Annotated in this window: 26 protein-coding genes; 7 read left to right on the top strand and 19 right to left on the bottom strand. The window is 65.7% G+C overall.

What is annotated here, in order from left to right:
* Positions 1-13: 13 nt before the first annotated feature.
* Together purE and HND55_06260 are read left to right on the top strand one after the other, a co-directional pair.
* Positions 14-511, top strand: a complete 498-nt coding sequence (purE, locus tag HND55_06255; protein QKK02284.1) for a 5-(carboxyamino)imidazole ribonucleotide mutase — start codon at positions 14-16, stop codon at positions 509-511.
* Positions 508-1635 (top strand): 5-(carboxyamino)imidazole ribonucleotide synthase, encoded by a 1128-nt coding sequence (locus tag HND55_06260; GenBank protein QKK02285.1) that lies wholly within the window; start codon positions 508-510, stop codon positions 1633-1635. Before purE ends, HND55_06260 begins: the two co-directional genes overlap by 4 nt.
* Here HND55_06260 and HND55_06265 read toward each other — a convergent pair.
* The 4 genes from HND55_06265 to rnt form a co-directional block, all read right to left on the bottom strand.
* The gene (locus HND55_06265; protein ID QKK02286.1) at positions 1590-2660 is read right to left on the bottom strand and encodes an ABC transporter ATP-binding protein; all 1071 of its coding nucleotides are present in this window, start codon (positions 2658-2660) and stop codon (positions 1590-1592) included. The genes HND55_06260 and HND55_06265 overlap by 46 nt on opposite strands.
* Entirely contained in the window at positions 2657-3832 is a 1176-nt protein-coding gene (locus HND55_06270) for an aspartate aminotransferase family protein (protein ID QKK02287.1), read from the bottom strand. Before HND55_06270 ends, HND55_06265 begins: the two co-directional genes overlap by 4 nt.
* 80 nt (positions 3833-3912) lie before the next feature.
* Positions 3913-4494, bottom strand: coding sequence for a superoxide dismutase [Fe] (gene sodB / locus HND55_06275; protein QKK02288.1), 582 nt, complete (start codon positions 4492-4494; stop codon positions 3913-3915).
* 62 nt (positions 4495-4556) lie between these two features.
* Positions 4557-5186 (bottom strand): ribonuclease T, encoded by a 630-nt coding sequence (gene rnt, locus HND55_06280; protein QKK02289.1) that lies wholly within the window; start codon positions 5184-5186, stop codon positions 4557-4559.
* Positions 5187-5252: 66 nt separating this feature from the next.
* Between rnt and HND55_06285 the strand changes: the two genes are divergently transcribed.
* Positions 5253-6101: a TraB/GumN family protein gene (locus HND55_06285; GenBank protein QKK02290.1), complete on the top strand. Its 849-nt coding sequence runs from the start codon at positions 5253-5255 to the stop codon at positions 6099-6101.
* Here the strand turns inward: HND55_06285 and HND55_06290 are convergent.
* The 6 genes from HND55_06290 to HND55_06315 form a co-directional block, all read right to left on the bottom strand.
* Positions 6095-6865, bottom strand: coding sequence for a DUF2063 domain-containing protein (locus HND55_06290; protein QKK02291.1), 771 nt, complete (start codon positions 6863-6865; stop codon positions 6095-6097). The genes HND55_06285 and HND55_06290 overlap by 7 nt on opposite strands.
* A gap of 88 nt (positions 6866-6953) precedes the next feature.
* A complete protein-coding gene (gene nth / locus HND55_06295; protein QKK02292.1) occupies positions 6954-7604 on the bottom strand; it encodes an endonuclease III in 651 nt (216 codons plus the stop codon).
* The gene (locus HND55_06300) at positions 7601-8296 is read right to left on the bottom strand and encodes an electron transport complex subunit E (protein ID QKK02293.1); all 696 of its coding nucleotides are present in this window, start codon (positions 8294-8296) and stop codon (positions 7601-7603) included. Before HND55_06300 ends, nth begins: the two co-directional genes overlap by 4 nt.
* The gene (locus HND55_06305) at positions 8293-8925 is read right to left on the bottom strand and encodes an RnfABCDGE type electron transport complex subunit G (protein QKK02294.1); all 633 of its coding nucleotides are present in this window, start codon (positions 8923-8925) and stop codon (positions 8293-8295) included. Before HND55_06305 ends, HND55_06300 begins: the two co-directional genes overlap by 4 nt.
* Before the next feature lie 207 nt (positions 8926-9132).
* On the bottom strand, positions 9133-9840 hold the full coding sequence (locus HND55_06310; GenBank protein QKK02295.1) for a hypothetical protein: 708 nt from the start codon (positions 9838-9840) through the stop codon (positions 9133-9135).
* 4 nt (positions 9841-9844) lie between these two features.
* The gene (locus HND55_06315) at positions 9845-10108 is read right to left on the bottom strand and encodes a DUF2249 domain-containing protein (GenBank protein ID QKK02296.1); all 264 of its coding nucleotides are present in this window, start codon (positions 10106-10108) and stop codon (positions 9845-9847) included.
* 304 nt (positions 10109-10412) lie between these two features.
* On the opposite strand from HND55_06315, the gene HND55_06320 reads away from it, so the two are divergent.
* Both HND55_06320 and HND55_06325 read left to right on the top strand, forming a co-directional pair.
* Positions 10413-10715, top strand: a complete 303-nt coding sequence (locus HND55_06320) for a ribbon-helix-helix protein, CopG family (GenBank protein QKK02297.1) — start codon at positions 10413-10415, stop codon at positions 10713-10715.
* Positions 10716-10810: 95 nt separating this feature from the next.
* Complete coding sequence (locus HND55_06325; GenBank protein ID QKK02298.1) at positions 10811-11056, top strand: type II toxin-antitoxin system PemK/MazF family toxin; 246 nt, start codon at positions 10811-10813, stop codon at positions 11054-11056.
* Positions 11057-11334: 278 nt separating this feature from the next.
* Here the strand turns inward: HND55_06325 and HND55_06330 are convergent, their stop codons facing one another.
* The 4 genes from HND55_06330 to rsxB all read right to left on the bottom strand — a co-directional run bounded on the left by HND55_06330 (position 11335) and on the right by rsxB (position 14777).
* A complete protein-coding gene (locus tag HND55_06330) occupies positions 11335-12360 on the bottom strand; it encodes an RnfABCDGE type electron transport complex subunit D (protein ID QKK02299.1) in 1026 nt (341 codons plus the stop codon).
* A gap of 95 nt (positions 12361-12455) precedes the next feature.
* The gene (gene rsxC, locus HND55_06335) at positions 12456-13553 is read right to left on the bottom strand and encodes an electron transport complex subunit RsxC (GenBank protein ID QKK02300.1); all 1098 of its coding nucleotides are present in this window, start codon (positions 13551-13553) and stop codon (positions 12456-12458) included.
* Positions 13499-13996: a hypothetical protein gene (locus tag HND55_06340; protein QKK02301.1), complete on the bottom strand. Its 498-nt coding sequence runs from the start codon at positions 13994-13996 to the stop codon at positions 13499-13501. Before HND55_06340 ends, rsxC begins: the two co-directional genes overlap by 55 nt.
* A 223-nt stretch (positions 13997-14219) precedes the next feature.
* Complete coding sequence (rsxB, locus tag HND55_06345; protein QKK02302.1) at positions 14220-14777, bottom strand: electron transport complex subunit RsxB; 558 nt, start codon at positions 14775-14777, stop codon at positions 14220-14222.
* Positions 14778-15040: 263 nt separating this feature from the next.
* On the opposite strand from rsxB, the gene HND55_06350 reads away from it, so the two are divergent.
* The gene (locus tag HND55_06350) at positions 15041-15412 is read left to right on the top strand and encodes a cupin domain-containing protein (protein QKK02303.1); all 372 of its coding nucleotides are present in this window, start codon (positions 15041-15043) and stop codon (positions 15410-15412) included.
* Positions 15413-15415: 3 nt separating this feature from the next.
* Here HND55_06350 and HND55_06355 read toward each other — a convergent pair whose 3' ends face one another.
* From HND55_06355 to metG, 5 genes are all read right to left on the bottom strand, one after another.
* The gene (locus tag HND55_06355) at positions 15416-15565 is read right to left on the bottom strand and encodes a hypothetical protein (protein ID QKK02304.1); all 150 of its coding nucleotides are present in this window, start codon (positions 15563-15565) and stop codon (positions 15416-15418) included.
* A gap of 12 nt (positions 15566-15577) precedes the next feature.
* Positions 15578-16132: a PH domain-containing protein gene (locus tag HND55_06360; protein QKK02305.1), complete on the bottom strand. Its 555-nt coding sequence runs from the start codon at positions 16130-16132 to the stop codon at positions 15578-15580.
* Between the two features lie 53 nt (positions 16133-16185).
* Positions 16186-17529: a PQQ-dependent sugar dehydrogenase gene (locus HND55_06365; GenBank protein ID QKK02306.1), complete on the bottom strand. Its 1344-nt coding sequence runs from the start codon at positions 17527-17529 to the stop codon at positions 16186-16188.
* 112 nt (positions 17530-17641) lie between these two features.
* Positions 17642-18220 (bottom strand): electron transport complex subunit RsxA, encoded by a 579-nt coding sequence (rsxA, locus tag HND55_06370; GenBank protein ID QKK02307.1) that lies wholly within the window; start codon positions 18218-18220, stop codon positions 17642-17644.
* A gap of 196 nt (positions 18221-18416) precedes the next feature.
* The gene (gene metG, locus HND55_06375; GenBank protein ID QKK02308.1) at positions 18417-20438 is read right to left on the bottom strand and encodes a methionine--tRNA ligase; all 2022 of its coding nucleotides are present in this window, start codon (positions 20436-20438) and stop codon (positions 18417-18419) included.
* A gap of 454 nt (positions 20439-20892) precedes the next feature.
* On the opposite strand from metG, the gene apbC reads away from it, so the two are divergent.
* A complete protein-coding gene (apbC, locus tag HND55_06380; protein QKK02309.1) occupies positions 20893-21966 on the top strand; it encodes an iron-sulfur cluster carrier protein ApbC in 1074 nt (357 codons plus the stop codon).
* Positions 21967-22033 lie beyond the last annotated feature (67 nt).

The following is a 22033-nucleotide window of genomic DNA, read 5'->3' on the forward strand; positions in this document are numbered from 1 at the left end:
CCGGAGACAAGCCATGGCAACTGCGCCGCTGGTCGGTCTGATCATGGGCTCGCGCAGTGACTGGGAGACCATGCAGCACGCGGCCCATACGCTCGACGCGCTGGACGTCGCGTTCGAAGCCCGGGTTGTTTCGGCGCACCGTACGCCCGATGCCATGTTCGAATGGGCCGAAGCGGCCGAACAGCGCGGCATCGAGGTGATCATTGCCGGTGCCGGTGGTGCCGCCCATCTGCCGGGCATGGTTGCGGCCAAGACCGTGCTGCCGGTGCTCGGAGTGCCGGTACAATCGCGCACCCTCAACGGACTGGATTCGCTGCTGTCAATCGCGCAGATGCCGGGCGGGGTGCCAGTCGGTACGCTGGCCATTGGCCGTGCCGGAGCCATCAACGCCGCTCTGCTGGCCGCCGCCATGCTGGGCAGCCGCCATCCCGACATTCGCGAGCGCTACCGCCGCTGGCGTCAGCGTCAGACCGATGATGTGCAGGCCGATCCCGACCCGCAGCGCACATGAACATCGGCATTCTGGGAGGCGGACAGCTGGCCCGCATGATGGCCCAGGCAGGCATTCCCATGGGCCTGCAGTTCACCTTTCTTGACCCCAAGCCGGATGCGTGTGCTGCGGCCCTGGGCCGGCTGCTTGTCGCCGACTGGGATGATGCCGGGGCGCTGGAGACGCTGGCAGAATGCGACCGCATCACCTGTGACTTCGAGAACGTGCCAGCCGGCGTGCTCGAGCGCCTGGCGGAGATCCGGCCGGTTCGGCCGGGTGCCGCTGCCTTTGCGGCGGCGCAGGACCGGCTGGCCGAAAAGCGTCTGTTTGAGTCGATTGGCCTCGAAGTGGCCCCGTTCGCGCCGGTGGCCAGCCGAATCGAGCTGCTCGAGGCGCTGGACCGGGTCGGCTATCCGGCCGTACTCAAGACGCGGCGCATGGGCTATGACGGCAAGGGGCAGTACCTGCTGCGCCAGCGCGAGGATCTGGAGCCGGCCTGGGCTGCGCTCGGCGATGACCCGCTGATCCTCGAAGGCTGGGTTCCGTTTGATTTCGAATGTGCCATTACGGTCGCGCGCGATGCGGCCGGCAACCTGCGCTGCTATCCCCTTACCCGCACCGTCCACGACAACGGCATGCTGGCCCTGGCGCGCTGCCCGGCCGGGGTTGATGCGGCCATGGCTGCTGCGGCGGCCGAGGCTGCCCGCAGGCTGGCCACGCATCTCGAATACGTTGGCTGTCTGACCCTGGAGCTGTTTGCTGTCGGTGATCGTCTGCTGGCCAACGAGTTCGCTCCGCGCGTGCACAACTCGGCGCACTGGACCATCGAGGGCACGTTCTGCTCGCAGTTCGAAAACCACCTGCGTGCGGTTTGCGATTTACCGCTGGGCGACCCCGCTGCCCGCGGCGCGGCATTGATGGTCAACTGGATCGGCGCGATCCCCGAACCCGTGCGCCTGCTCGGCATCGACGGTCTGTGCTGGCACAATTACGGCAAATCGGCCCGCCCGGGTCGCAAGGTCGGTCACGCCACGCTGCTCGGGCATGATCTCGACGACCTCAGGGCACGGGCCGGCCAGCTCGGCCCGCAGCTGGCTTCTTACACCGCCTCGTTGCTCAACGGGCTGATGAAGGTCTCGGTCTGAGCCGTCGGAAACAGCACCAGGTGGCGCGCATCGAGCGCCACGCCAATACATTCGCCGACAGCGAAGTCCTCGTGGCTGGGAAACAGTGCGGCGACTTCTTCACCACTGTCGAGCTGCAGCCGGTAGAGAATCTGTGCACCCTGAAACTGGCGGGAGATGACCCGGGCACGGGGGCCGGCGGGATCGGGGCGCAGGTCGTCGGGCCGAATCAACAGCGCCAGCCGATCGCCACTGGGCCGGTCGGCCGGCAGCGGTGATCGGCCCAGGCCGTGCAGGAGCTGATCGCCGTCGACCCGTGCATCGAGGTAGCTGCCGCGACCGGTGAATGCCGCCACGTAGTGGTTGGCCGGTCGGTGGTAGAGCTGATAGGGGCTATCCCACTGCAGCATGCGCCCGCGCCTGAGCAGGCCGACCCGGTCGGCCAGGGCAAAGGCCTCCTGCTGGTCGTGAGTGACCATCAGGGTTGCGGTGCCGCGCGCCTTGAGGATGGCGCGTACCTCCTCGCCGACCCGGCGCCGCAGGCGGGCGTCGAGATTTGAAAACGGCTCGTCCATCAGCAGCACGTTGGGTTCGGGAGCCAGCGCCCGCGCCAGGGCCACGCGCTGCTGCTGGCCGCCGGACAGCTCGTGCGGGTAGCGATGGCCCAGTCCGCCCAGGCCGGTCATGCCGAGCAGTTCCGTGACCCGTGAGGTGCGTTCGGCGCGGCTGAGCCGGCGCAGGCCAAAGCCGACGTTGCCGGCCACATCGAGATGCGGAAACAGGGCATGGTCCTGGAAGACCATCCCCACACTGCGCTGCTCGGGCGGCAAGCGCCCGGCTGGCGTGCTGGCCAACTGATCGCCAATGCGAATCTCGCCGGCGCGCAGTGGCTCGAAACCGGCAATCGCGCGCAGCACGGTGGTCTTGCCGCAGCCCGACGCGCCCAGCAGGCAGCCGATCTCCCCGGCATCCAGGCTGAAACTCAGGCCCCGAATGACGAGTTCCCGGGCGTAGCCCAGCTCAATCTTGTCGACCTCGAGGATCATGGCCGATAACGCGCCTTGATGATGTCGATGACCGTTTCAGCGATTCGGTCGACCTGGGCGTCATCGACGATCAGCGGCGGCAGCAGGCGTACGGTGTTGCCGCGGGTGACGTTGATGATCACGCCGCGCTCCAGCGCATCGGCCTTCAGCGCGGCGCATTCCCGATCGAGCTCGATTCCGACCATCAGACCGCGACCGCGGATCTCCGTTACGGCGGGATGCCGGGCGAGTCCGTCACGCAGCGTGTCGACCAGGCGTGTGCCAGCGGCTTCGGCACGCGCGCCGATGGCCTCATCGCGCATGATCGCAATCACCTCCAGCGCTGCCCGGCAGGCGAGCGGATTGCCGCCGAACGTGGTGCCGTGGCTGCCCGGCTTCATCAGGCCGGCGACCGATTCGCTGGCCATGCAGGCGGCGACCGGCATCCCGTTGCCGAGCGCCTTGGCGACCGTCATGACGTCCGGTTTCAGGCCGTCAACGTGGTGATGTGCAAACCAGCGTCCGGTGCGGTTCATGCCGCACTGGATTTCGTCGAGGATCAGCAGCACGCCATGGCGGCGGCAGGCTTCGGCCAGGCGCGCCAGTTCGCCATCGGGAAACGGTCGCACACCCCCTTCACCCTGGACCGGTTCGATCAGGACGGCCGCGGCATCCGGTGTGGCCGCCAGCGCCTCTTCAACGGGACGGGCCTGGCCGAAGGGCACGCGCACAAAGCCGTCGACCAGCGGCTCGTACCCGGCCTGGATGGCGCGGTTGCCCGAGGCGCTCAGTGCGGCCAGGGTGCGGCCGTGAAAGCCGTTCTCGGCGACGATGACGCGGGGCAGGGCAATGCCCCGGGCGTGGCCGTGCAGGCGGGCCAGCTTGAGTGCGCACTCGACCGCCTCGGCGCCGGAATTGGCGATGAAGGCGCGGTCCATGCCGCTGATGGCAGCCAGCTCGGCGCCCAGGCGCTCCTGCAGCGGCAGCTCGACGATATTGGCGGTATGCAGCAGGGTTGCCGCCTGCTCGGCGATTGCACGGGCCAGGCGCGGGTGGGCGTGACCGATGGCGCATACGCCGATCCCGCTGATGGCATCGAGGTAGCGAACGCCCTGGTCATCGATCAGCCACGCGCCCTCGCCGCGAACGGCGCGCACGGGCATGCGGACATAGGTGTCGAACAGCGAGGACATGGCCGGCCTATTCTATGCGACCGGCCCGTCAACCGGCACCGTATCGGGACGCCGGTTCAGACGGATGTCCGGCAGCGCGATTACTGGCGCAGCTGTCTGGCGGCAAAGTCCCAGTTGACCAGCTGCCAGAAATTGTCGACATACTTCGGTCGCGCGTTGCGATAGTCGATGTAGTAAGCGTGCTCCCAGACATCGCAGGTCAGCAGCGGCGTGGCATCGCCGGTCAGGGGCGTTTCGGCATCGTCGGTGTTGACCACCGCCAGCTTGCCGTCGGGATGCTGCACCAGCCAGGTCCAGCCCGATCCGAAATTGCCGACCGCACTGTCGGAGAAGGTCTGCTTGAACTCGTCGAACGAGCCGAAGTCGCGCTCGATCAGCTCGGCCAGCTTGCCGTCGGGACGGCCACCGCCGTTGGGGCTGAGGCAGTTCCAGTAGAAGGTGTGGTTCCACACCTGGGCGGCATTGTTGAACAGCCCGCCGGAGGCGCTGCGAATGATGTCCTCGAGTGACCGGTTTTCGTGTTCGGTGCCCTCGATCATGCCGTTGAGCTTGTCGACGTAAGTCTGGTGGTGCTTGCCGTAGTGATATTCGAGGGTCTCGGCCGAGATATGCGGCTCCAGCGCGTCCTTGGCGTAGGGCAACTCGGGAAGGGTGAATGCCATTGGGTCTCTCCTCGCTTGTTTTGATGGGGATCAATTCTAATATGACCCCGATGACGAGATGTTCAAGGATGCTCATCCATTTCCTGCTCGAGCGCTTCGAGCTGCCGCCAGCGATTGGCGATGGCGCAGAACAGCGCCGCCGTGCGTTCGGTATCGTAGGCGGCCGAGTGGGCCTGGTTCTTGTCCCAGGCCAGGCCGGCAGCGGTCACGGCCCGGGCCAATACGGTCTGGCCGTAGGCCATGCCGCCGAGGGTGGCGGTATCGAAGCAGCTGAAGGGATGAAACGGATTGCGCTTGTAGCTGCAGCGCGCAATGGCCGCGTTCAAGAAGCCGAGGTCGAAGTGAGCGTTGTGCCCGACCAGAATCGCCCGCTTGCACCCGGACGAACGCAAACGCTGGCGGACCGGCAAGAACAGTTCCTTCAGGGCACGCTGTTCGGGTACAGCCGGGCGCAGCGGATGGTCAGGACGGATCCCGTTGAATTCGAGCGCGGCTTGTTCGATATTGGCACCTTCGAACGGTTCGATATGACGCATCATGACCTCGTCGGGGGCCAGCCAGCCGTCGTCGTCCATGTCGATGATGCACACGGCCAGCTCAAGCAGGGCGTCGGTACGGGCATTGAATCCGCCGGTTTCGACATCGACCACAACCGGAAGGAAGCCGCGGAAACGGCCGGCGATCGGAGACATTGAATTGAATTTGACCAAAAGTCCAGCATAATGCAGGCCGGCTCATTTGACCACCGGGAGCATGTCATGGGTATGTGGCGGTGCCTGGCGCTGATGCTGGCCATGCTGTCCGCGCCGGCCCCGGCGCAGGTGTTCTGGTCAGTGACCGGCGATAACGGCGCGCAAAACTGGCTGCTGGGAACGGTACACAGTGATGATCCGCGATTGCTGGAGTTTCCCGATGCCCTGATCGAGGCCATCGGCGAGGCGGAGCGACTGACGCTGGAGCTGGTGCCCGATGCCGGCCTGCTGGAACGCGTTGAGCGGGCCATGCGCTACCCGGAGCCCCGTCTTGAGGCGGTCATCGGAGCGCAGCTGCACGAGCGTGTCGTCGGCCTGCTGGATGAGCACTACGGGGTCGACGAGGCCGCAGCCAGCCGCATGCGGCCCTGGGCGGCTGCCATGACGCTGTCGTTGCCACCGCCGGAAACCGGGCTGTTCATGGACCTGATGCTGTCCATGCGCGCGGGCGCAGCTGGTCTTGAAGTGTTCGCCCTGGAAACGGTGGAGGAACAGCTCGGCTTTTTCCAGGAAATCGAAGAAGCACAGCAGGTCGCGCTGCTGCGGCAGGCGGTCGAACACTACCCGGCGCTGCCCGAGCAGACCGAAGCACTGATCGGCGCCTACCAGTCGGGTGATCTGGATCGCTTGCGGGCGATGGCCCGAGCCCAGCTCGAGGGGCTCGACGAGTCGATCGTCAGCCACTTCATGCAGGCCGGTCTGGCCGAGCGCAATCACCGCATGCTCGAACGGGCCGAGCCGTTCCTGCAGGAAGGCGGGCTGATCATCGCGGTCGGTGCGCTGCACCTGAGCGGCGAGGACGGCCTGCTCGAACTGCTGCGCGCGGCCGGCTATCGAGTCACAGCCATTTACTGACGGGTACCGAGGATCACCTGTTCGTCGCGCAGCCGTTCGAGCATGGCCGCGCCGGAGCGCACGACTGCGTCTCCGTCAGCGGCCTGAAGCTCGTCGGCGATCTGTTTGAGCAGCGCCCGGCCGCTGCGGCGGGGTGATTCCTGCGCCAGTCCGAGCAGCCGGGCCGTGACTGCATTGAGCCGCATGAAGCCGACCCGATCGTTCGTGCGGCGGAACGCCGCCAGAATCAGCGGCGCGTCGAGCGGTGCTTCGGGCCGGAACGCCGGTCCGATCTCGTGCACCGGCCAGCGGTACTGCGCCACCTGCAGCGTCGGATTGAGGAGCGGGGGGCGTTCGAGCAGGTCGCCGTCGATCACCGCGCCGGCGCTGGTGGGATCGGCATGGTGGAGCCGGACCACGGTTTCCAGATACTCCCAGTGGGCCAGCTCGAAGGCGAACGGCGGCAGTCCGGCCGGCGACTGCTCCTCGATGAAGCGCACGAATTCCCGGCCGATTTCGGTAAACATGGGCGTGATGGCTTGATGCCGGGCCATGAAATCGCGGATCAACGCGTCCCAGTCCGGGTCGTCGAGCAGGCGCCGCATGACCGGGAAGTTCTTTGCAAACAGGTTACGCAGGTTGCCGAAGAACAGCCGGCGATAGATCGCCATGCGTCGTTCCTCGATACCCTCGGGCGGCTCGACCGCCTCGGGATTGCGGATGTGGTCAGCGAACCGCTTCTGCGCGTCTGCAAGCGAGCGGGGCGGCTTCTTCTCGGCAGTCATGATCGGGATCCTCCGGGCTTGCCGCCGGCTGCCGTCTCGGGGCAATGGCGGCGAATGCTCATGATTGACCGTAACACGCCGCCCGGGTTCAACCGGGTGGCTCGGCGTGGATCTTCTTGTCGGGCCAGCGGCACAGGTCATGGACCGGGCACTGGCCGCACAGCGGTTTTCTGGCCTTGCAGGTGTAGCGGCCGTGCAGGATCAGCCAGTGATGGGCGTTTTTCACATAGTGCGCCGGGACCCGCTTGAGCAGTCCCTTCTCGACGGCCAGCGGCGTCTTGCCGGGGGCCAGGCCGGTGCGGTTGGCCACCCGGAAGATGTGGGTGTCGACCGCCATGGTCGGCTGGCCGAAGGCGGTATTGAGGACGACGTTCGCCGTTTTTCTGCCCACCCCGGCCAGCGCCTCGAGTTCGGCCCGACTGCCGGGCACCTGGCCGGCGTGGCGCTCGACCAGGTCGCGGCAGGTGCGCATGACGTTGCGGGCTTTTGAGTTGTACAGCCCGATGGTCTTGATGTATTCCCTGAGGCTGTCTTCGCCCAGCGCCAGGATCTGGTCGGGTGTGCGGGCCACTTTGAACAGGCGCCGGGTGGCCTTGTTGACGCCCACATCAGTGGCCTGGGCCGACAGGATCACCGCGATCAGGAGCTCGAACGGGCTGGAGAATTCGAGTTCCGTGGTCGGTGACGGATTGATTTCGGCCAGTCGCCGAAAGAAGGTCTCCCGGTCGGCGGCGTTCATTGGGCAGAGTCCCTGACCGGCGTATCCGCTGCTTGCGCCGATGCAGCGGCCGCGCGCGGGCGATTGACGATGAACTGACGCAGCGCAACGAGCAGTCCCAGACCGATAAACGCCCCCGGCGGCAGCATTGCAAGCAGAAAACCGTCATCGAACGGCAGCACGCGCAAGGTCAGGCCGGTGCCGGCCGGCCCGAACAGCATGTCGGCGCCTGAAAACAGTGTGCCATTGCCGACTACTTCGCGCCCGGCGCCGAGCACCATCAGCACGGCGGTGAAGCCGGCGCCCTGGGCCAGTGCATCGTGCAGGGTGGGGCGCAGCGGCTGCTTCGAGGCAAACGACTCGGCGCGCGCCAGAATCGTACAGTTGGTGACGATCAATGGCACAAAAATACCCAGGGTGCGGCTCAGGTCGTGCAGCCAGGCCTGCATGACCAGGTCAATGGCCGTGACCGCGGTGGCGATAACCAGCACGAACACCGGGATGCGGATTTCCGGGCGCAGCCATCCTCGCAACAGCGAGACCGTCAGTCCGGTGACCACCAGCACCAGTATCGTCGCCAGACCGAGACCAAGCCCGTTGATTGCCGTGTTCGATACCGCCAACAGCGGGCACAGCCCGAGCAACTGGACCAGCCCCGGGTTGTTATCCCACAGTCCGTCACGCCAGATTGCTTTCGGGTTTGGTTCGGTCATGAGTCTTCGGGATTCCCGGTCACTGCCCGTTCGAACAGTGCATCCTTGTCGGCCTCGAAGGCTTGCAGCGCCCGTTTGATCGCGTCAATGACCGCCGCCGAGGTGATCGTGGCGCTTGACAGGGTATCGAATGTCCCGCCGCGGCGGTCCGGCGCCCAGCTCTCGTCCGGCGGATCGCCCAGCGAACGACCGGCAAACTGCTCGATCCAGTCGGACTTGCCCCGCTCGATCCTGTCGCCGAGTCCGGGGGTTTCACGATGCTCGATGACGCGCACTCCAAGTACCGTGCCGTCCATATCGACAGCCAGCAGCAGGCGGATGTCGCCGCTGTAGCCCCTGGATGTGACCACATCGATGACCGCCGAGGCCGGAACACCGCCGCTGCGGGCCAGGTGGACAGTCGCCGGATGGGCCAGGCCGGGAACGCGCAGCCGGGCGGTGTCGGCAGCCAGATCGTTGTCATAGCTGTCTGCCTCGAGCATGGCAGATACCGCCGCCAGCGCCCGGCGCTGCTGCTCGCGCTCGATGCGATCGTCGGTCAGCTCATTGAGCCCGGCCAGGATCACCGCCGCCGCCAGGCCGGCAGCGACCAGCATCATGGCGGGTTGCAACAGCGATCGATCGGCCATGCCTTCGGCACCTGATTGCCCATGAGCCTGCATTGTAGGGGATCGGCATCGATTGCCGACAGACCGGCTTCGGGATTGGATAGACCCGGCTGCCAATCCGTTCAAACGCCCGCTGCAGTTCGGCATTGGCCGGGCCGGCGAGTGGAAGCAACATTGCGCGGAGAACCTGCGCGCGGCACATCCGAAACAGGCGCTGCGCCCTTGCTCCTACGAACAATCCCGGGCAGATGTGCCCGATGCCCTGGTGGGCGGCTCTTCGGGCGCATGATCGATCTGAATGACGGCCGGATCGTCGGCATGATCGAGCAGCAGCCAGCATACCCGCTCCTGCCAGGCCTCGCCGAAGGCAACCTGCTGCGACGGGTCGGCCTGGCCCCGGATGACGGCCGGCATGCGTTCGCGCTGTGCGGCCGAGACCGGCAGGGTGCTGAGATCAATGCGGCCGGCAACCGTGCGGCTGGAATCGGTGCGGGTAAACCGGATGCGTTCGTCGGCCTGCGCGCCGGGGGCGAAAACAAGCAACTGCCTGCGTGAGTACCGGCCGCCGATGCCGAAAAACCCGCCCCTGCCGGCCGCGCCTGTGACCAGGGTCAGCACCTGCGCGACCACCCCGGTGGTGCCTTCGTCTTCGGGCGCCGGCATGGCGATGCGCACGCCCCCGCGCTGCGGCAGGCTGTCGGGATAGAGCGATTTCAGCGCCGAGCGCGCCAGCAGAAAAGCGCCGGCAACGGTCGGGCAGGAGTGCCCCGCCAGGCGAACGGCGTCGACGTAGTGATAGTCGATCACGCCATCGGCATTCACCCCGAGAAATGCCGACAGCGGGTCCTGAACCCGGATGACCGGCGCCCGATCGAAGAAGGCCGGGAAGCCGGTGGCCGGATCGCACCTGAGCAGTGGCTCGCCTAAACGATCCATGCGGTCAGGAGACTCTCTGCATGTCCAGCACGACCACGCCGGGTTCGTTCAGGCGGTATTCGATGCTCAGCGCGTCGCCGAAATGGCCGTTGAGCTGATTGAGCAGCGGCAGCGGATCGTGATCGTTGACGAAGCGCATGGTCTCGCCCGGCTGAAGCGTTTGCAGGGCAGCAAAAATGGCCGGATGGCGGAAGCGTCGGTCGAGTCCGCGTGCATCAAAGGTGCCACCGGCCTGAATCGGCGCATCGAGAGGAGTCTGCTCGGTCATTGTCGGGTTCCTGTGTCCGGATTGATGGCGTCGCGGCTTGCGGCGTCCAGTGGGGCAATCGCCGCAGCGACGCCGGACGGTTTGAAATAAAAGCATATCATATACATCTATAGAACGGCAGGCCTCGTGAAAACCATTCCGGGCTCCACTGAGCGCCTCAGCGTTAGCAGGGCTCCGGCTGTTTGCCGTCGGGCCCGTACTGTGCGTCACTCATTGCGCCGGCTCATGCCGAGTGGTGAACTGCTGCGGCCACCGGGATGAAATACAATTGGAATACGAAACGTGCAACACAGTGTAATCACGTATGTCAAACATCAGCGTCCGTCTGCCGGCCGCTATCGAGCGCGGCCTCGAAGAAGAAGCCCGCCGGACGGAGCGCAACCGCTCGGATCTGGTGCGAGAGGCCGTCGGCGAATACCTCACGCGCAAGGAGCGGGAACGCCTGATCAACGAAATGAAGGCAGCCGCCCGCGCGCTGTACTCGAATCCGGAAGCGATCCGAGAGGGCGTCGAAATCGCTGAGGAGGGCCTGGAAGACTGGCTCGAAAGCATTGAGCGTGAGGAACGTGCCGCCGGGATCGATGCTGCCAAAAGATGGTGGGATTGATGCGGCGCGGGCAGCTCTGGGTGGCCAGTTTCAAACCTTTTCGCGGTCGCTAAGTCGGCACGGCGCGCCCTTGCGTGATACTTCAGGCGGACTGGTTGACCTCCAAGTCCCCCGGCACGGTCATTGTGCTTCCGTTGACCTCTCAGCTCCGGGACGGCGCCGACGCCCTTCGAGTGGAAATCCCGGCCCGCGGGCGCTTGCGCCAATCCACCTGGGTGATGGTCGACAAGATCCAGGCGCTGGATGCCGGCCGTCTCCGGCACGGGCCCCTGGGCAGTCTCGATGAATCGGAAATGGCCGTCATCGAGAGTAGACTCAAAGCGGTGTTGGGGATGGTGTAGAGGAAGTATTGAACGACAAGTACTTTGGCCGGTTGCCACCAAGATTGGCCGTTTGTTCACTGCACCGGGAAAGGCGTTTTGGGGCGAGCCGGATCTTCGGTTTTCATCTTGACCGTTTGCAGCAGTGTGCGCAGAGTGCCGGAAACTTCCCTTTGGGAGCAACGATAGGCGCTTTCGAGCACCTGGACCGGCTCGCACAGGACAATCTGGTTGATCTATCCCGGCGCCTTGTCGCCTGAATCATGACGGGTCGTCGGGCGCCGTAACGCGCTGAAGCGTCAATGGCCGTAGGTTCTGGGCCGGGTCAGGCGGTCGATGAGCGGTGCCGCCATGTTCATCAGCAGGATGGCGAAGGCCACGCCGTCGGGGTAGCCGCCGAAGCGGCGGATGGCCAGGGTCAGGATGGCCACGCCGGCGCCGAACAGCAGTTTGCCGCGCGTCGTGCTGCAGCCCGAGACCGGGTCGGTGGCGATGAAGAAGGCCGCCAGTACCAGGGCGCCGGAGAAGATGTGCTGGGGCGGTGAGGGGTTGGTGTCGGGGCCGAACAGCCACAGCGGCGTGGTGACGGCAATGGTGGTGACAACCACGGCGACCGGCACATGCCAGGAAATGACGCGCTTCCAGATCAGGTATAGACCACCCAGGGCATAGAGGTTGGCGATCCACTCCCAGCCCAGGCCCCCGAAGTCGCCGAAGGCCGGGTGGCTGCGAATCTCGTCGATGACCAGATTGTCGAGCACCCCTGTTCTGAGTTGCTCGAGCGGCGTTGCGGCGGTGATGGTGTCCCATTCGAGACCGGCCGGCAGCGCGCCGCTGAAGATGGCGCGCGCGGTCTCGAGCAGGCCAGGCAGGTCGGGGGTCAGCTGGCGCGGCGTCAGCCACTGGCTGAGCTCCATCGGGAAGGCGATGATGACCGCGGCCACGCCGACCATGGCGGGGTTGAACAGGTTGTAGCCCAGTCCGCCATACAGATGCTTGGCCACCACGATGGCCATCAGCATGCCGATCGCGGCGATCCACCACGGCGCCAGCGGCGGCATGCACAGCGCGAACAGCACGCCGGTGACAATGGCGCTGCAGTCCGACAGAAACAGGCCAAGGGGGCGTCGTCGCAGCCGGAGCATGATCGCCTCGAAGCCCACGGCAAATCCGACGGCCAGCGCGATCTGGAACAGAATGCCGAAGCCGAAGTAGTAAACGTGGGCAAAAATGGCGGGAATGAGCGCATAGAGCACCTGGCGCATGACGCCGCCGACGGTCGCCGCAGGCGGCTGGAAGGGGGCACCCGAGACGCTAAACTTCACGGGGGACTCCGCCGGCCGGGAGGCGGTGCGCGCGAAACCTGGCTCCCGGAACCTCGTCGATGCCGGGCATCACGGACCTCAAGCGCCGCGGCCGCTCAGTCATCGGCAGCATTCCTTTTGTGCGTCGCCCGCTCGATGGCGGCCTGGATCTCGCTTTGGGCTTCCGTCTCCGAGCGTTGGAGCTTTTCCTCGCGCTCTTTACGCCGGTTCTGGCGCGTTTCCTTCTCTTGCTGCAGCCGCGCTTCGCGCGCCTCGTATCGCCGCCGGGCCAGGGCCGCACGGCGCCGGTCGAGCTCGCGCCGGGTCAGCTCGTGTTTGGCGTGACGGTAGAAGTCGACCAGCGGAATGTGGCTGGGACAGACTGCCGCGCAGCAGCCGCAGTCGATGCAGTCGAAGACATCGTAGTCGTTGGCCGATTCGTACTGGCCGGCCTCGATCAGACGAAAGAGCGTCTGCGGCAGCAGCCGGGCGGGACAGACGCGCACGCACTCGCCGCAGTTGATGCATGGCATGGTCGGCTGGATACGCCCGGTTTCGTTCCGGGTCAGCGCCAGGACACAGTTGGCGCCCTTGGTCACGGGGATCGAGTCGGTGGTCAGCGCTGAGCCCGACATCGGTCCACCGAGAATCAGCCGGGTCACCTCGCCGCTGTAGCCGCCGGCGGCAGCAACGAGATGGGCCAGCGGCGTGCCGAGCAGAGCGCGGTAGTTGCGCGGTTTCGCGATGCCGGGGCCGGTGACGGTCACGATGCGGTCGATCAGCGGACGGCCCTCGAAGACCGCGTCGCGCGCGGCCGCGGCCGTGGCGACGTTGTGGACGACCACGCCCAGGTCCTGCGGCAGGCCATCGTGCGGCACCTCCTGCCCGGTCAGCGTCTGGATGATCTGGCGTTCGCCGCCTTCCGGGTAGATGGTGAGTACCTGGATGATGCGCAGGATCTGGCCGCAGTCGAGTTCGCGACAGGCGGCTTCCAGGCCCGCGCGCACCGCGCCCATGCGGTCTTCAATGGCGATGACCACGCGCTCGGCGCCGGTCGCGCGGGCCAGCAGCAGCCCGCCTTCGATGACCGCCTTCGGGCGCTCGCGCATCAGCATTTCGTCGCAGGCAATCCAGGGTTCGCATTCGGCGCCGTTGAGGATCACGGTGTGGATACCGGGCCAGTCACCCCTGAGCTTGGCCGCGGTTGGAAACATTGCGCCGCCAAGGCCGGCCAGGCCGTACGCATGCAGATGGTTGACGATGTCATCGGCGCTGCAGCGGCGATGATCTTCGAGCGGCTGCCGCTCGCACCAGCTGTCCTTGCCGTCGGATTCGATGATGATGCAGCGCTGGCTGGTGCCGGGGGGAATGCCGCCGGGTGGTCGGCAATCGCCACCACCCGGCCCGAGGTCGGCGCATGCTCGGGGACGGTCAGGTCGTCGCCGGCGGCGGTCAGGCGCTGTCCCTTGGCGACCCGGTCGCCCGGCTCGACGCAGATGTCGCCGGCGCTGCCCTGATGCTGAACCACCTGCACGTAGAGCCGCTCGGGCAGGTCCGGTTCGGCAATTGGCTGCCTGCAGGCGACCTGCTTGTTGTGGCGCAGCTTCAGTCCGCCCGGGAAGCTGTAGATCCGGTCGCCAGGGAGGGTCTCGGTCATCGGCTGATCCGGTCTCGCTCGTCCGACACGTGTCAAACGTTCCGCGCCAGTTCGCGCAGTTGGGCGCCGGGACCGTGCCGGGCGGCCTCCGGCTCGATCACGGCGCCGCGCCGCTGCCACGGTTGATCGATCCCAGGGTTGCGTCTTAGCAGCTGATCCAGAACCATCGCGAACTCTCCGGCTGGGCGATGAAGTATATCAACTGGCCAGACCGGGCCTGGGTTCAGACAGGCGTCGACTGCCCGGACCGGGCGGCAACGGGTTCGGGCGCCGGCCAGCGCCAGGCCTCGCCGCGCTCAACCAGATCGATGCAGTCGACCGGGCAGGGTGCGATACACAGCTCGCAGCCGGTGCATTCTTGCTCGATGACCGTGTGCATCTGGCGCTGGGCGCCGATGATGGCGTCGACGGGGCAGGCCTGGATGCACAGCGTGCAGCCGATGCAGCGCTCTTCGTCGATAACGGCGACCATTGGTGGCTTGTGCTGGCCGCGGGTTTGATCGAGCGGCCGGGGCTCGACGCAAAGCAGTTCGGCCAGCCGCTTCACGCCTTCTTCGCCGCCGGGCGGGCACTGGTTGATATCGGCCTCGCCGTTGACGATGGCCTGCGCATAGGGCCGGCAGCCGGGGTAACCGCACTGCGCGCACTGGGTTTGCGGCAGGATCTCGTTGACCCGCTCGACCAGGCTGTCCTCGTCCGGCCGAAATCGACGCCCCAGCCAGAGCAGGACGACGGCAATGGCGACGATCAACCCGAGCATGGTGGCTGTTGCGGTCAGCATGTGGTCATGATATCAACCAGCCAGGGGCTCCAGGAATGGCCGCACTCGGCGTTGTCGCTCTTGCAAAGGGGAATCCCCCTTCCCGGCGAGCGACGCCTTGATTCGAGCCGTTCCTGAAGCCCTGAATGCGATCTGTATAATTGCCGGGGGTGCCTTCAGAATAGCGACGTCAGGTATCGACGATGGCTTGATCCAGCGCAAACGTGCCGCATGTAATTGATGTCAATCTGATCAGTAACCACCGCAACCATTGGAGAAGCGTGATGAGTGAGACCAACCAGACCACGCTGCCGGTTGTGCAGCTGGCTCGGGATAACGACGAGTTCCGCAAGGTGATCTGGACCGGCGAGCAGTGCCAGCTGGTATTGATGGCCATTGCCGAAGGTGACGAGATCGGCGGTGAGGTCCACGAAGGCCATGATCAGCTGCTCTATTTCGTCGAGGGCAGCGGCGTGGCGAAGATCGGCGAGCGCGAAGAGCCGGTGGCCGCGGGTGATGTCAGTATCGTACCGTCGGGCACCTGGCACAATTTCAAGAACACCGGCAGCGGCATGCTCAAGCTCTACACGACCTACTCGCCGCCGGAGCATGAGCCGGGCACCGAGCACGAGACCCGGGACGAGGCCGACGGCTGACGCTCAGCGCTCGTCATCGTCGAGTACCGGCCACTGATCGGCGCCAATTGCGTCGCGACAGGCGAGCCAGGCGGCATGACCAGGCAGCGGCACCAGCCGGCCGGCCCAAAGCAGTTGCTCCGGTGGTGATGCATGCCGGTGCGAGTCGCTCACGCGCAGAGTTGTTTAGAGGCTCCCTAGGTGTGTTTCGATGCGGGCCAGGCTGTCGCGGATTTCGCCCAGTACCTGGAGCGTGTTGCCCGTTTCCGCCGGTAGTGGCGCCGCGGAAGAAGGCTGCGTTTCCTGTTCCTGCCAGTCGCTGACGCGGTCGCGCTGATCGAGCACGGCGTCGCGGAACTCGTCGACATCCTCGATGCCTGTGATGCTGACCAGTGCGCCGGCGGACGATTGCCCTGCGGTCTCCACGCTCATACCCTTGATGCTGAACAGGCGCATCAAGGGCCCTTGCCTGAGTGCCAGGTCGGTGATTTTCTCCAGCGGCACGCTCTTTTCCTCGACGTTCCATATGCCCCGGCGCACCTTCAGGTCGCGCCTTGTCAGGACGACTTCGAGGCGGGCGTAGTAGCGTTTCATCAGCCAGTAGGCCAGCGCCAGGATGATTGGCAGGAGAGGAATGGTCACCACGAGCAGCGTGCAGGTGATGGCCACTCCCCAGAGATGATAGCGAATGACCTCCGGCTTGATGTTGGCCTGGCGAAGCACCGCGGTTCGGTTCTTCATGTCTTCCCTCCTGTCAGGGTGATCCGGACGCTGGCCCAGTTAATGGAGCCGAATCAGGACTCGGCTGGCACGACGCGCATCACGCGCCCGTCAGGTTCGTCGGTGACCAGGTAAAGTGCGCCATCCGGGCCCTCGACCACATCGCGCACGCGATGGCCGATCTCCAGCCATTCTTCACCGATCACGCGGCCGTCTTTCATCACCAGGCGTGACAGGCGCTGGGTCCGCAAACCGCCCACGAACACATCGCCCTGCCAGGCCGGGAAGGCCTCGCCGGTGTAGAAGGTCATGCCCGACGGAGCGATGACCGGGTCCCAGTAGTAGACCGGCTGCTCCATGCCCTCGGCCTCGGTCATGCCGTCATAGACGGCATCGCCCCGGTACTCGATGCCGTAGGAGACCGTCGGCCAGCCGTAGTTCTTGCCGGCCTGGGGTTGGTTGAGCTCGTCGCCTCCGCGCGGACCATGTTCGACGGTCCACAGTTCGCCGGTTTCGGGGTGCTTCGCTGCCGCCTGGACGTTGCGGTGTCCGTACGACCAGATCTCCGGGGCGTTTTCGACGTGATCGACGAACGGGTTGTCTTGCGGGATGCTGCCGTCGGTATGAATCCGGACGACTGTGCCGATGGTGTTGGTCGGGTCCTGGGCATTCTTGCGTACCGGGTCGCCCTGACGGTCGCCCAGACTGACCCAGATGGTGTTCTCGTTTTCGAACACGATGCGCGAGCCGTAGTGACCGGTCGACCCGACGCTGGGGTACTGGCTGAAGATGACTTCCACGTTATCGACGGCGCGATGGTCATTGCTCAGGCGGGCGCGGGCGACGGCGGTGTTGTTGGTGCCACCGTCGTGCGGTTCGGAGAAAGTGAAGAAAACGGTGCGGCTGGACTCGAAGTCGGGCGCGATCGCGATATCGAGCAGGCCGCCCTGGTTGCGCGCGTCGACTTCCGGAACCCCGGAGAGGGGATCGGATACGACGCCGTCAGCGGCGATGTGGCGCAGGCGTCCCGGTCGTTCGGTGACCAGCATCGAACCATCCGGAAGGAACTCGATGGCCCATGGATGCTCCAGCCCGCGGGCAAGAGTCTCGGTCACCCAGTCTTCGGTATCGGCCGGTTTCGGAGCGCGCGTCTGCCCGGGGAAAGCCGGCGCGTAATCGGTTTCCGGGGGTGCGGTTTCTTCCGTTTCCCGGGCACTGTCCTCGCCACTGGTGTCGCTGCCTGTCTGGGTCTCGTTCGCAGGCGGACGGTCGGTGGTCTCGTCGGCACTGGCGGCGTCGGTGCCGTTGGTGCTGGCTTCGGCTTCCGCTACGGTGCTTCCGGCCGGTTCAGAACCGGTCTGGGCGGCGTTGCACCCGGCCAGCAGCAGAAGCGTGACAATCAGTGAGGTGATGCGCATGACAGAACTCCTCGTGTCTGGATCAAGGCCCACGGGCCGGGCCTGTTGGCGGCAGCCGCCGGCCATTCGATATTTTAACGTCTTGGCGGTGAACAAGATTGACCGGTCATGGTTACAGGCGCGCGAATCCGGTAAAGCCCATGAATGCCAGCGCCATCAGTCCGGCAGTAATCAGGCCGATTGGCGCGCCCCGGAAGCTGGCTGGCACGTCAGCCATGGCCAGATTCCGGCGCGCGGCTGCCAGCATGACCACGACCAGACCGAACCCGAGGGCAGCGCCAAGCCCGTAGAAGGCCGACTCGAGCAGGCTGTGTTGCTCGCGCACGTTGAGCAGGGCGACGCCGAGCACGGCACAGTTGCTGGTAATCAGCGGCAGGTAGACCCCCAGCACCCGGTGCAGCAGCGGCGCGCTGTGGCGCAGGTACAGTTCGGTGGCCTGCACCAGCGCGGCAATGACCAGAATGAACATGACAATGCGCAGGTACTCCAGGCCCAGTGGTTCGAGCACCCAGGCGGTGAGCACGTAGCTGGCCACGGATGCCAGGGTCAGCACGAAGGCTGTGGCGACTGACAGACCGACTGCCGATGAAACGCTGTTCGACACGCCCATGAACGGGCACAGTCCAAGGAACTGGACCAGCACGAAGTTGTTGACCAGGGCGGCCGAAATGACGATCAGCACCAGATCCATGATTTCAGAAGTTTAACCGCTGCGGGGTTCAGGGTTGCCGATTCGAACCCCGTCCGTCGCGGATGCGACCGCGACCTACGAACCCGACACACAACGAACGGTGATTCGAACACGAATCCGCCCCGCCCCGAAGTAGGTCGGGGCCGCGTCCCCGACGGGCGACATACGGGTCGCACCCGCGCCTCCGAGGAATTGATTACTTGATGCGCATGCCGGGCTCGGCGCCGCTGTCGGGGGACAGGAGCCATGGCCGGCCGTCTTCGCCGCTGGCCGCGAGCACCATGCCTTCGGAAACGCCGAAGCGCATCTTGCGCGGCTCGAGGTTGGCCACCACCACGGTCAGCCGGCCGTTGAGTTCGTCCGGCTCGTAGTGACCGCGGATGCCGGCCAGGACCTGGCGTTGGCCGAGCTCGCCCACATCGAGCGACAGGCGCAGCAGCTTGTCGGCGCCCTGGACTTCCTCGGCCGAGTCGATCCGCGCCACGCGCAGGTCAACCTTGATGAAATCGTCGAACTGGATCATGTCGTCGTCTTCCTTGTCGGCGTTCCTGGCCTGGCCTGCCGGCGCCTCGAGCGACGCCTTGCTCGCCTCGATCAGGGCCTCGGTCTGCTCTTCCTCGACGCGCGTGAGCAACGGCTCGAACGTGTTGATCTGGTGGTCGAGCAGGGGCTCGCCGACGGTGCTGAAATCGTCGAGCCGGGTCGCGAGAAACTCGGCCGCTTTTGCGGCGGTGACCGGTATGACCGGCGAGAGCCAGGTCATCAGCAGCCTGAACAGGTTGAGCGCCTGGGTGCAGATGGCCACGACCTCGTCTTCGCGTCCGGCTTCCTTGGCCAGCTTCCAGGGCGCGTGCTCGTTGATGTAGACGTTGGCCTCGTCGGCCAGGGCCATGATGCGGCGGATCGCGGCGTGGTAGTTGCGCTTCTCGAAGTCCTCGATGATGGCCAGGTGCTCGCCGACGAAGCGCTGGTGCAGCGCCGGGTCGGGCAGTTTGGCGGCCAGCCGGCCGTCGCCGAGCTTGTGGATGAAGCCGGCCGAGCGGCTGGCGATGTTGACCAGCTTGCCGACCAGGTCGGCGTTGACCCGGTAGCGGAAGTCCTCGAAGTTGAGATCGATGTCGACCAGACCCGAGCCGAGCTTGGCGGCGAAGTAGTATCTCAGGAGGTCCGGATGCAGGTGATCGAGCCAGGTGCGCGCCATGATGAAGGTGCCGCGCGACTTCGACATCTTGGTGCCGTTGACGGTCAGGAAACCGTGGGCGTAGACGCCGGTGGGCCGCTTGAGCCCCGCGCCCTCGAGCATGGCCGGCCAGAACAGGCAGTGGAAGTAGATGATGTCCTTGCCGATGAAGTGGTGCATCTCGGCGTTTGAGTGCGGGCGAAGCCAGTCCTCGAAGTCCCAGCCGTTTTTCTCGCACAGCTCCATGAAGCTGGCGAGATAACCGACCGGCGCGTCCACCCAGACGTAGAAGAACTTGTCGTCGGTGTCGGGGATGCGAAAACCGAAATAGGGCTTGTCACGGGTCACGTCCCAGTCGCGCAGGCCGTCGGCGAACCACTCCTCGAGCTTGTTGGCGACTTCGGCCTGCAGGGCGCCGGAGCGGATCCATTCCTTCAGGCTGTCGCTGAAATCCGACAGCGTGACGAAATAATGCTCGGTGTCCTTCATCACCGGCGTCGTGCCGGAGACGACCGAGCGCGGGTCGACCAGCTCGGTCGGGTCGTAGGTCGCCCCGCAGGCCTCGCAGGAATCGCCGTACTGGTCTTCGGCGCCGCAGCGCGGGCAGCTGCCCTTGATGAAGCGGTCGGGCAAAAACATCTCGCGCTCGGTGTCGAAGTACTGCTCGATGGTCTCGGTGCGCACCGCGCCGCGGTCCTTGAGCGCGGCCCAGATGCGCTCGACCAGCGCCCGGTTGGTGTCGGTGTGGGTCGATGAAAAGTTGTCGAAGCTGAGCGCGAAATCCTGGAAATCCTCGAGGTGCTCGGCGTGCATGCGCTCGATCAGCGCTTCCGGTTCGACGCCTTCCTTTTCGGCGCGCAGCATGATCGGCGTGCCGTGGGCGTCGTCGGCCCAGGCGAACACCACCTCGTGGCCCATCGCCCGCTGGAAGCGCGCCCAGATGTCGGTCTGGATGTACTCGAGCATGTGCCCCATGTGGATCGAGCCGTTGGCATAGGGCAGGGCGGCGGTGACCAGGATGCGGCGCTTGTCGGTCATGTTTCAGGCAATGGGCTTGTGTTTGGCGGCGGCCGTCGATTATCGCATGGCTGGGGAATCGGGTCGGGCGCCGGAGGTCGCGGTCGCATCTGCGACGGGTTGGGGGATGTTCCGTTGTGCTTGCCGGTTCCGGATCTCGTGCGTCGGGGACGCGGCCCCGACCTACTCGTGGGCATCGCCCGTGGGGGTGGCGCTGGATTTGTCGGTCGCGGTCGCATCTGCGACGGGTTGGGGGATGTTCCGTTGTGCTTGCCGGTTCGGGATCTCGTGCGTCGGGGACGCGGCCCCGACCTACCCGTGGGCATCGCTTGTGGGGGTGGCGCTGGATTTGTCGGTCGCGGTCGCATCCGCGACGGGTTGGCCGGGGACGCGGCCCGACCTGCCCGAAGGATGTTCGATGAGGTCGTTTAAACCGGTACAATATCGGTCCGGATTCAAGAAGAGCATTGAGGGCATGAACAACGAGGACTGCAAGACGGTTGTCGCCGCGATCGAGGATCCGAACACGGGACGTCCACTGGGCGATGCGGTGCGCGCGGTGGCGCTCGACAAGCGGCGCGCGGCGGTGGATATCCGGCTGGCCTATCCGGCGGCCGGCTGGCGCAACACGCTGTCGGAGATCGTGACCGAGCGGCTGCGGGCCAGCGGCGAGGTTGAGGAGGTGACCGTCGACATCGATTGGCAGATCCCCCAGCATGCTGTCCAGGGCGGACTGGACCCGATCGAAGGCGTGCGCAACGTCATCGCCGTAGCCTCGGGAAAGGGCGGGGTCGGCAAGTCAACGGTCAGTGCCAATCTGGCGCTGGCGCTGCTGGCCGAAGGTGCGCGCGTGGGCATTCTCGACGCCGACATCTATGGTCCCAGCCAGCCGCGCATGCTCGGCCTGCAAGGGAAGCCGCAGACCACGCCGGACAAGCGTATTGTGCCGATGAGCGCTCACGGGCTGCAGTGCATGAGTATCGGCGTGCTGGTGGGCACCGACCAGGCCATGATCTGGCGCGGGCCGATGGCCACCCAGGCGCTGCAGCAGATGGTATCGGAAACCCGCTGGGACGGGCTGGATTACCTGATTGTTGACCTGCCCCCCGGCACCGGCGATATCCAGCTGACTCTGGCGCAGCGCATTCCCGTTTCGGCAGCGGTGACGGTCACCACGCCGCAGCAGGTGGCCGTCGATGACGTGCGCCGTGCCGTTGCGATGTTTGCCAAGGTCAAGGTGCCGGTACTTGGGGTCATCGAGAACATGAGCACGCATGTCTGCTCGAACTGCGGCCACGAGGATGCGATCTTCGGAACCGGAGGCGGGGAGTTCATCGCCCGCGAGGCGGGCTTGCCGCTGCTTGGTCAGCTACCGCTCGACGCGCCAATCGGCCGCAGCACTGATGAGGGTGCGCCGATCGTGGTGGCCGATCCCGAACACCCTTCGGCGCGGCGCTTTCGCGAAATTGGACGGCGCGTTGCCGGCCGCCTCTCGACTCAGTCGCGCGAGGCGAAGATCAGGATGCCGAAGATCAAGATCACGGATTAGGATTTCCCGGGATCAGAAAAACCGGCTAACCACAGAAATCACGGCATACACGGAATATGGAAGCAGG

This window comes from Pseudomonadota bacterium, from assembly GCA_013285445.1.
Taxonomy (GTDB): domain Bacteria; phylum Pseudomonadota; class Gammaproteobacteria; order Xanthomonadales; family Wenzhouxiangellaceae; genus Wenzhouxiangella.

Coding starts and splice junctions, on each gene's coding strand:
- rnt (QKK02289.1), bottom strand. CDS start 5,186: ATGTCTCCGATCGCCGGCCGTTTCCGCGGCTTCCTTCCGGTTGTGGTC.
- HND55_06360 (QKK02305.1), bottom strand. CDS start 16,132: ATGAAGAACCGAACCGCGGTGCTTCGCCAGGCCAACATCAAGCCGGAG.
- rsxC (QKK02300.1), bottom strand. CDS start 13,553: ATGTTTCCAACCGCGGCCAAGCTCAGGGGTGACTGGCCCGGTATCCAC.
- apbC (QKK02309.1), top strand. CDS start 20,893: ATGAACAACGAGGACTGCAAGACGGTTGTCGCCGCGATCGAGGATCCG.
- rsxB (QKK02302.1), bottom strand. CDS start 14,777: ATGCTGACCGCAACAGCCACCATGCTCGGGTTGATCGTCGCCATTGCC.
- HND55_06365 (QKK02306.1), bottom strand. CDS start 17,529: ATGCGCATCACCTCACTGATTGTCACGCTTCTGCTGCTGGCCGGGTGC.
- HND55_06340 (QKK02301.1), bottom strand. CDS start 13,996: ATGACCGAGACCCTCCCTGGCGACCGGATCTACAGCTTCCCGGGCGGA.
- HND55_06315 (QKK02296.1), bottom strand. CDS start 10,108: ATGACCGAGCAGACTCCTCTCGATGCGCCGATTCAGGCCGGTGGCACC.
- HND55_06310 (QKK02295.1), bottom strand. CDS start 9,840: ATGGATCGTTTAGGCGAGCCACTGCTCAGGTGCGATCCGGCCACCGGC.
- HND55_06260 (QKK02285.1), top strand. CDS start 508: ATGAACATCGGCATTCTGGGAGGCGGACAGCTGGCCCGCATGATGGCC.
- HND55_06305 (QKK02294.1), bottom strand. CDS start 8,925: ATGGCCGATCGATCGCTGTTGCAACCCGCCATGATGCTGGTCGCTGCC.
- HND55_06265 (QKK02286.1), bottom strand. CDS start 2,660: ATGATCCTCGAGGTCGACAAGATTGAGCTGGGCTACGCCCGGGAACTC.
- HND55_06285 (QKK02290.1), top strand. CDS start 5,253: ATGGGTATGTGGCGGTGCCTGGCGCTGATGCTGGCCATGCTGTCCGCG.
- metG (QKK02308.1), bottom strand. CDS start 20,438: ATGACCGACAAGCGCCGCATCCTGGTCACCGCCGCCCTGCCCTATGCC.
- purE (QKK02284.1), top strand. CDS start 14: ATGGCAACTGCGCCGCTGGTCGGTCTGATCATGGGCTCGCGCAGTGAC.
- rsxA (QKK02307.1), bottom strand. CDS start 18,220: ATGGATCTGGTGCTGATCGTCATTTCGGCCGCCCTGGTCAACAACTTC.
- HND55_06350 (QKK02303.1), top strand. CDS start 15,041: ATGAGTGAGACCAACCAGACCACGCTGCCGGTTGTGCAGCTGGCTCGG.
- sodB (QKK02288.1), bottom strand. CDS start 4,494: ATGGCATTCACCCTTCCCGAGTTGCCCTACGCCAAGGACGCGCTGGAG.
- HND55_06300 (QKK02293.1), bottom strand. CDS start 8,296: ATGACCGAACCAAACCCGAAAGCAATCTGGCGTGACGGACTGTGGGAT.
- HND55_06290 (QKK02291.1), bottom strand. CDS start 6,865: ATGACTGCCGAGAAGAAGCCGCCCCGCTCGCTTGCAGACGCGCAGAAG.
- HND55_06320 (QKK02297.1), top strand. CDS start 10,413: ATGTCAAACATCAGCGTCCGTCTGCCGGCCGCTATCGAGCGCGGCCTC.
- HND55_06270 (QKK02287.1), bottom strand. CDS start 3,832: ATGTCCTCGCTGTTCGACACCTATGTCCGCATGCCCGTGCGCGCCGTT.
- nth (QKK02292.1), bottom strand. CDS start 7,604: ATGAACGCCGCCGACCGGGAGACCTTCTTTCGGCGACTGGCCGAAATC.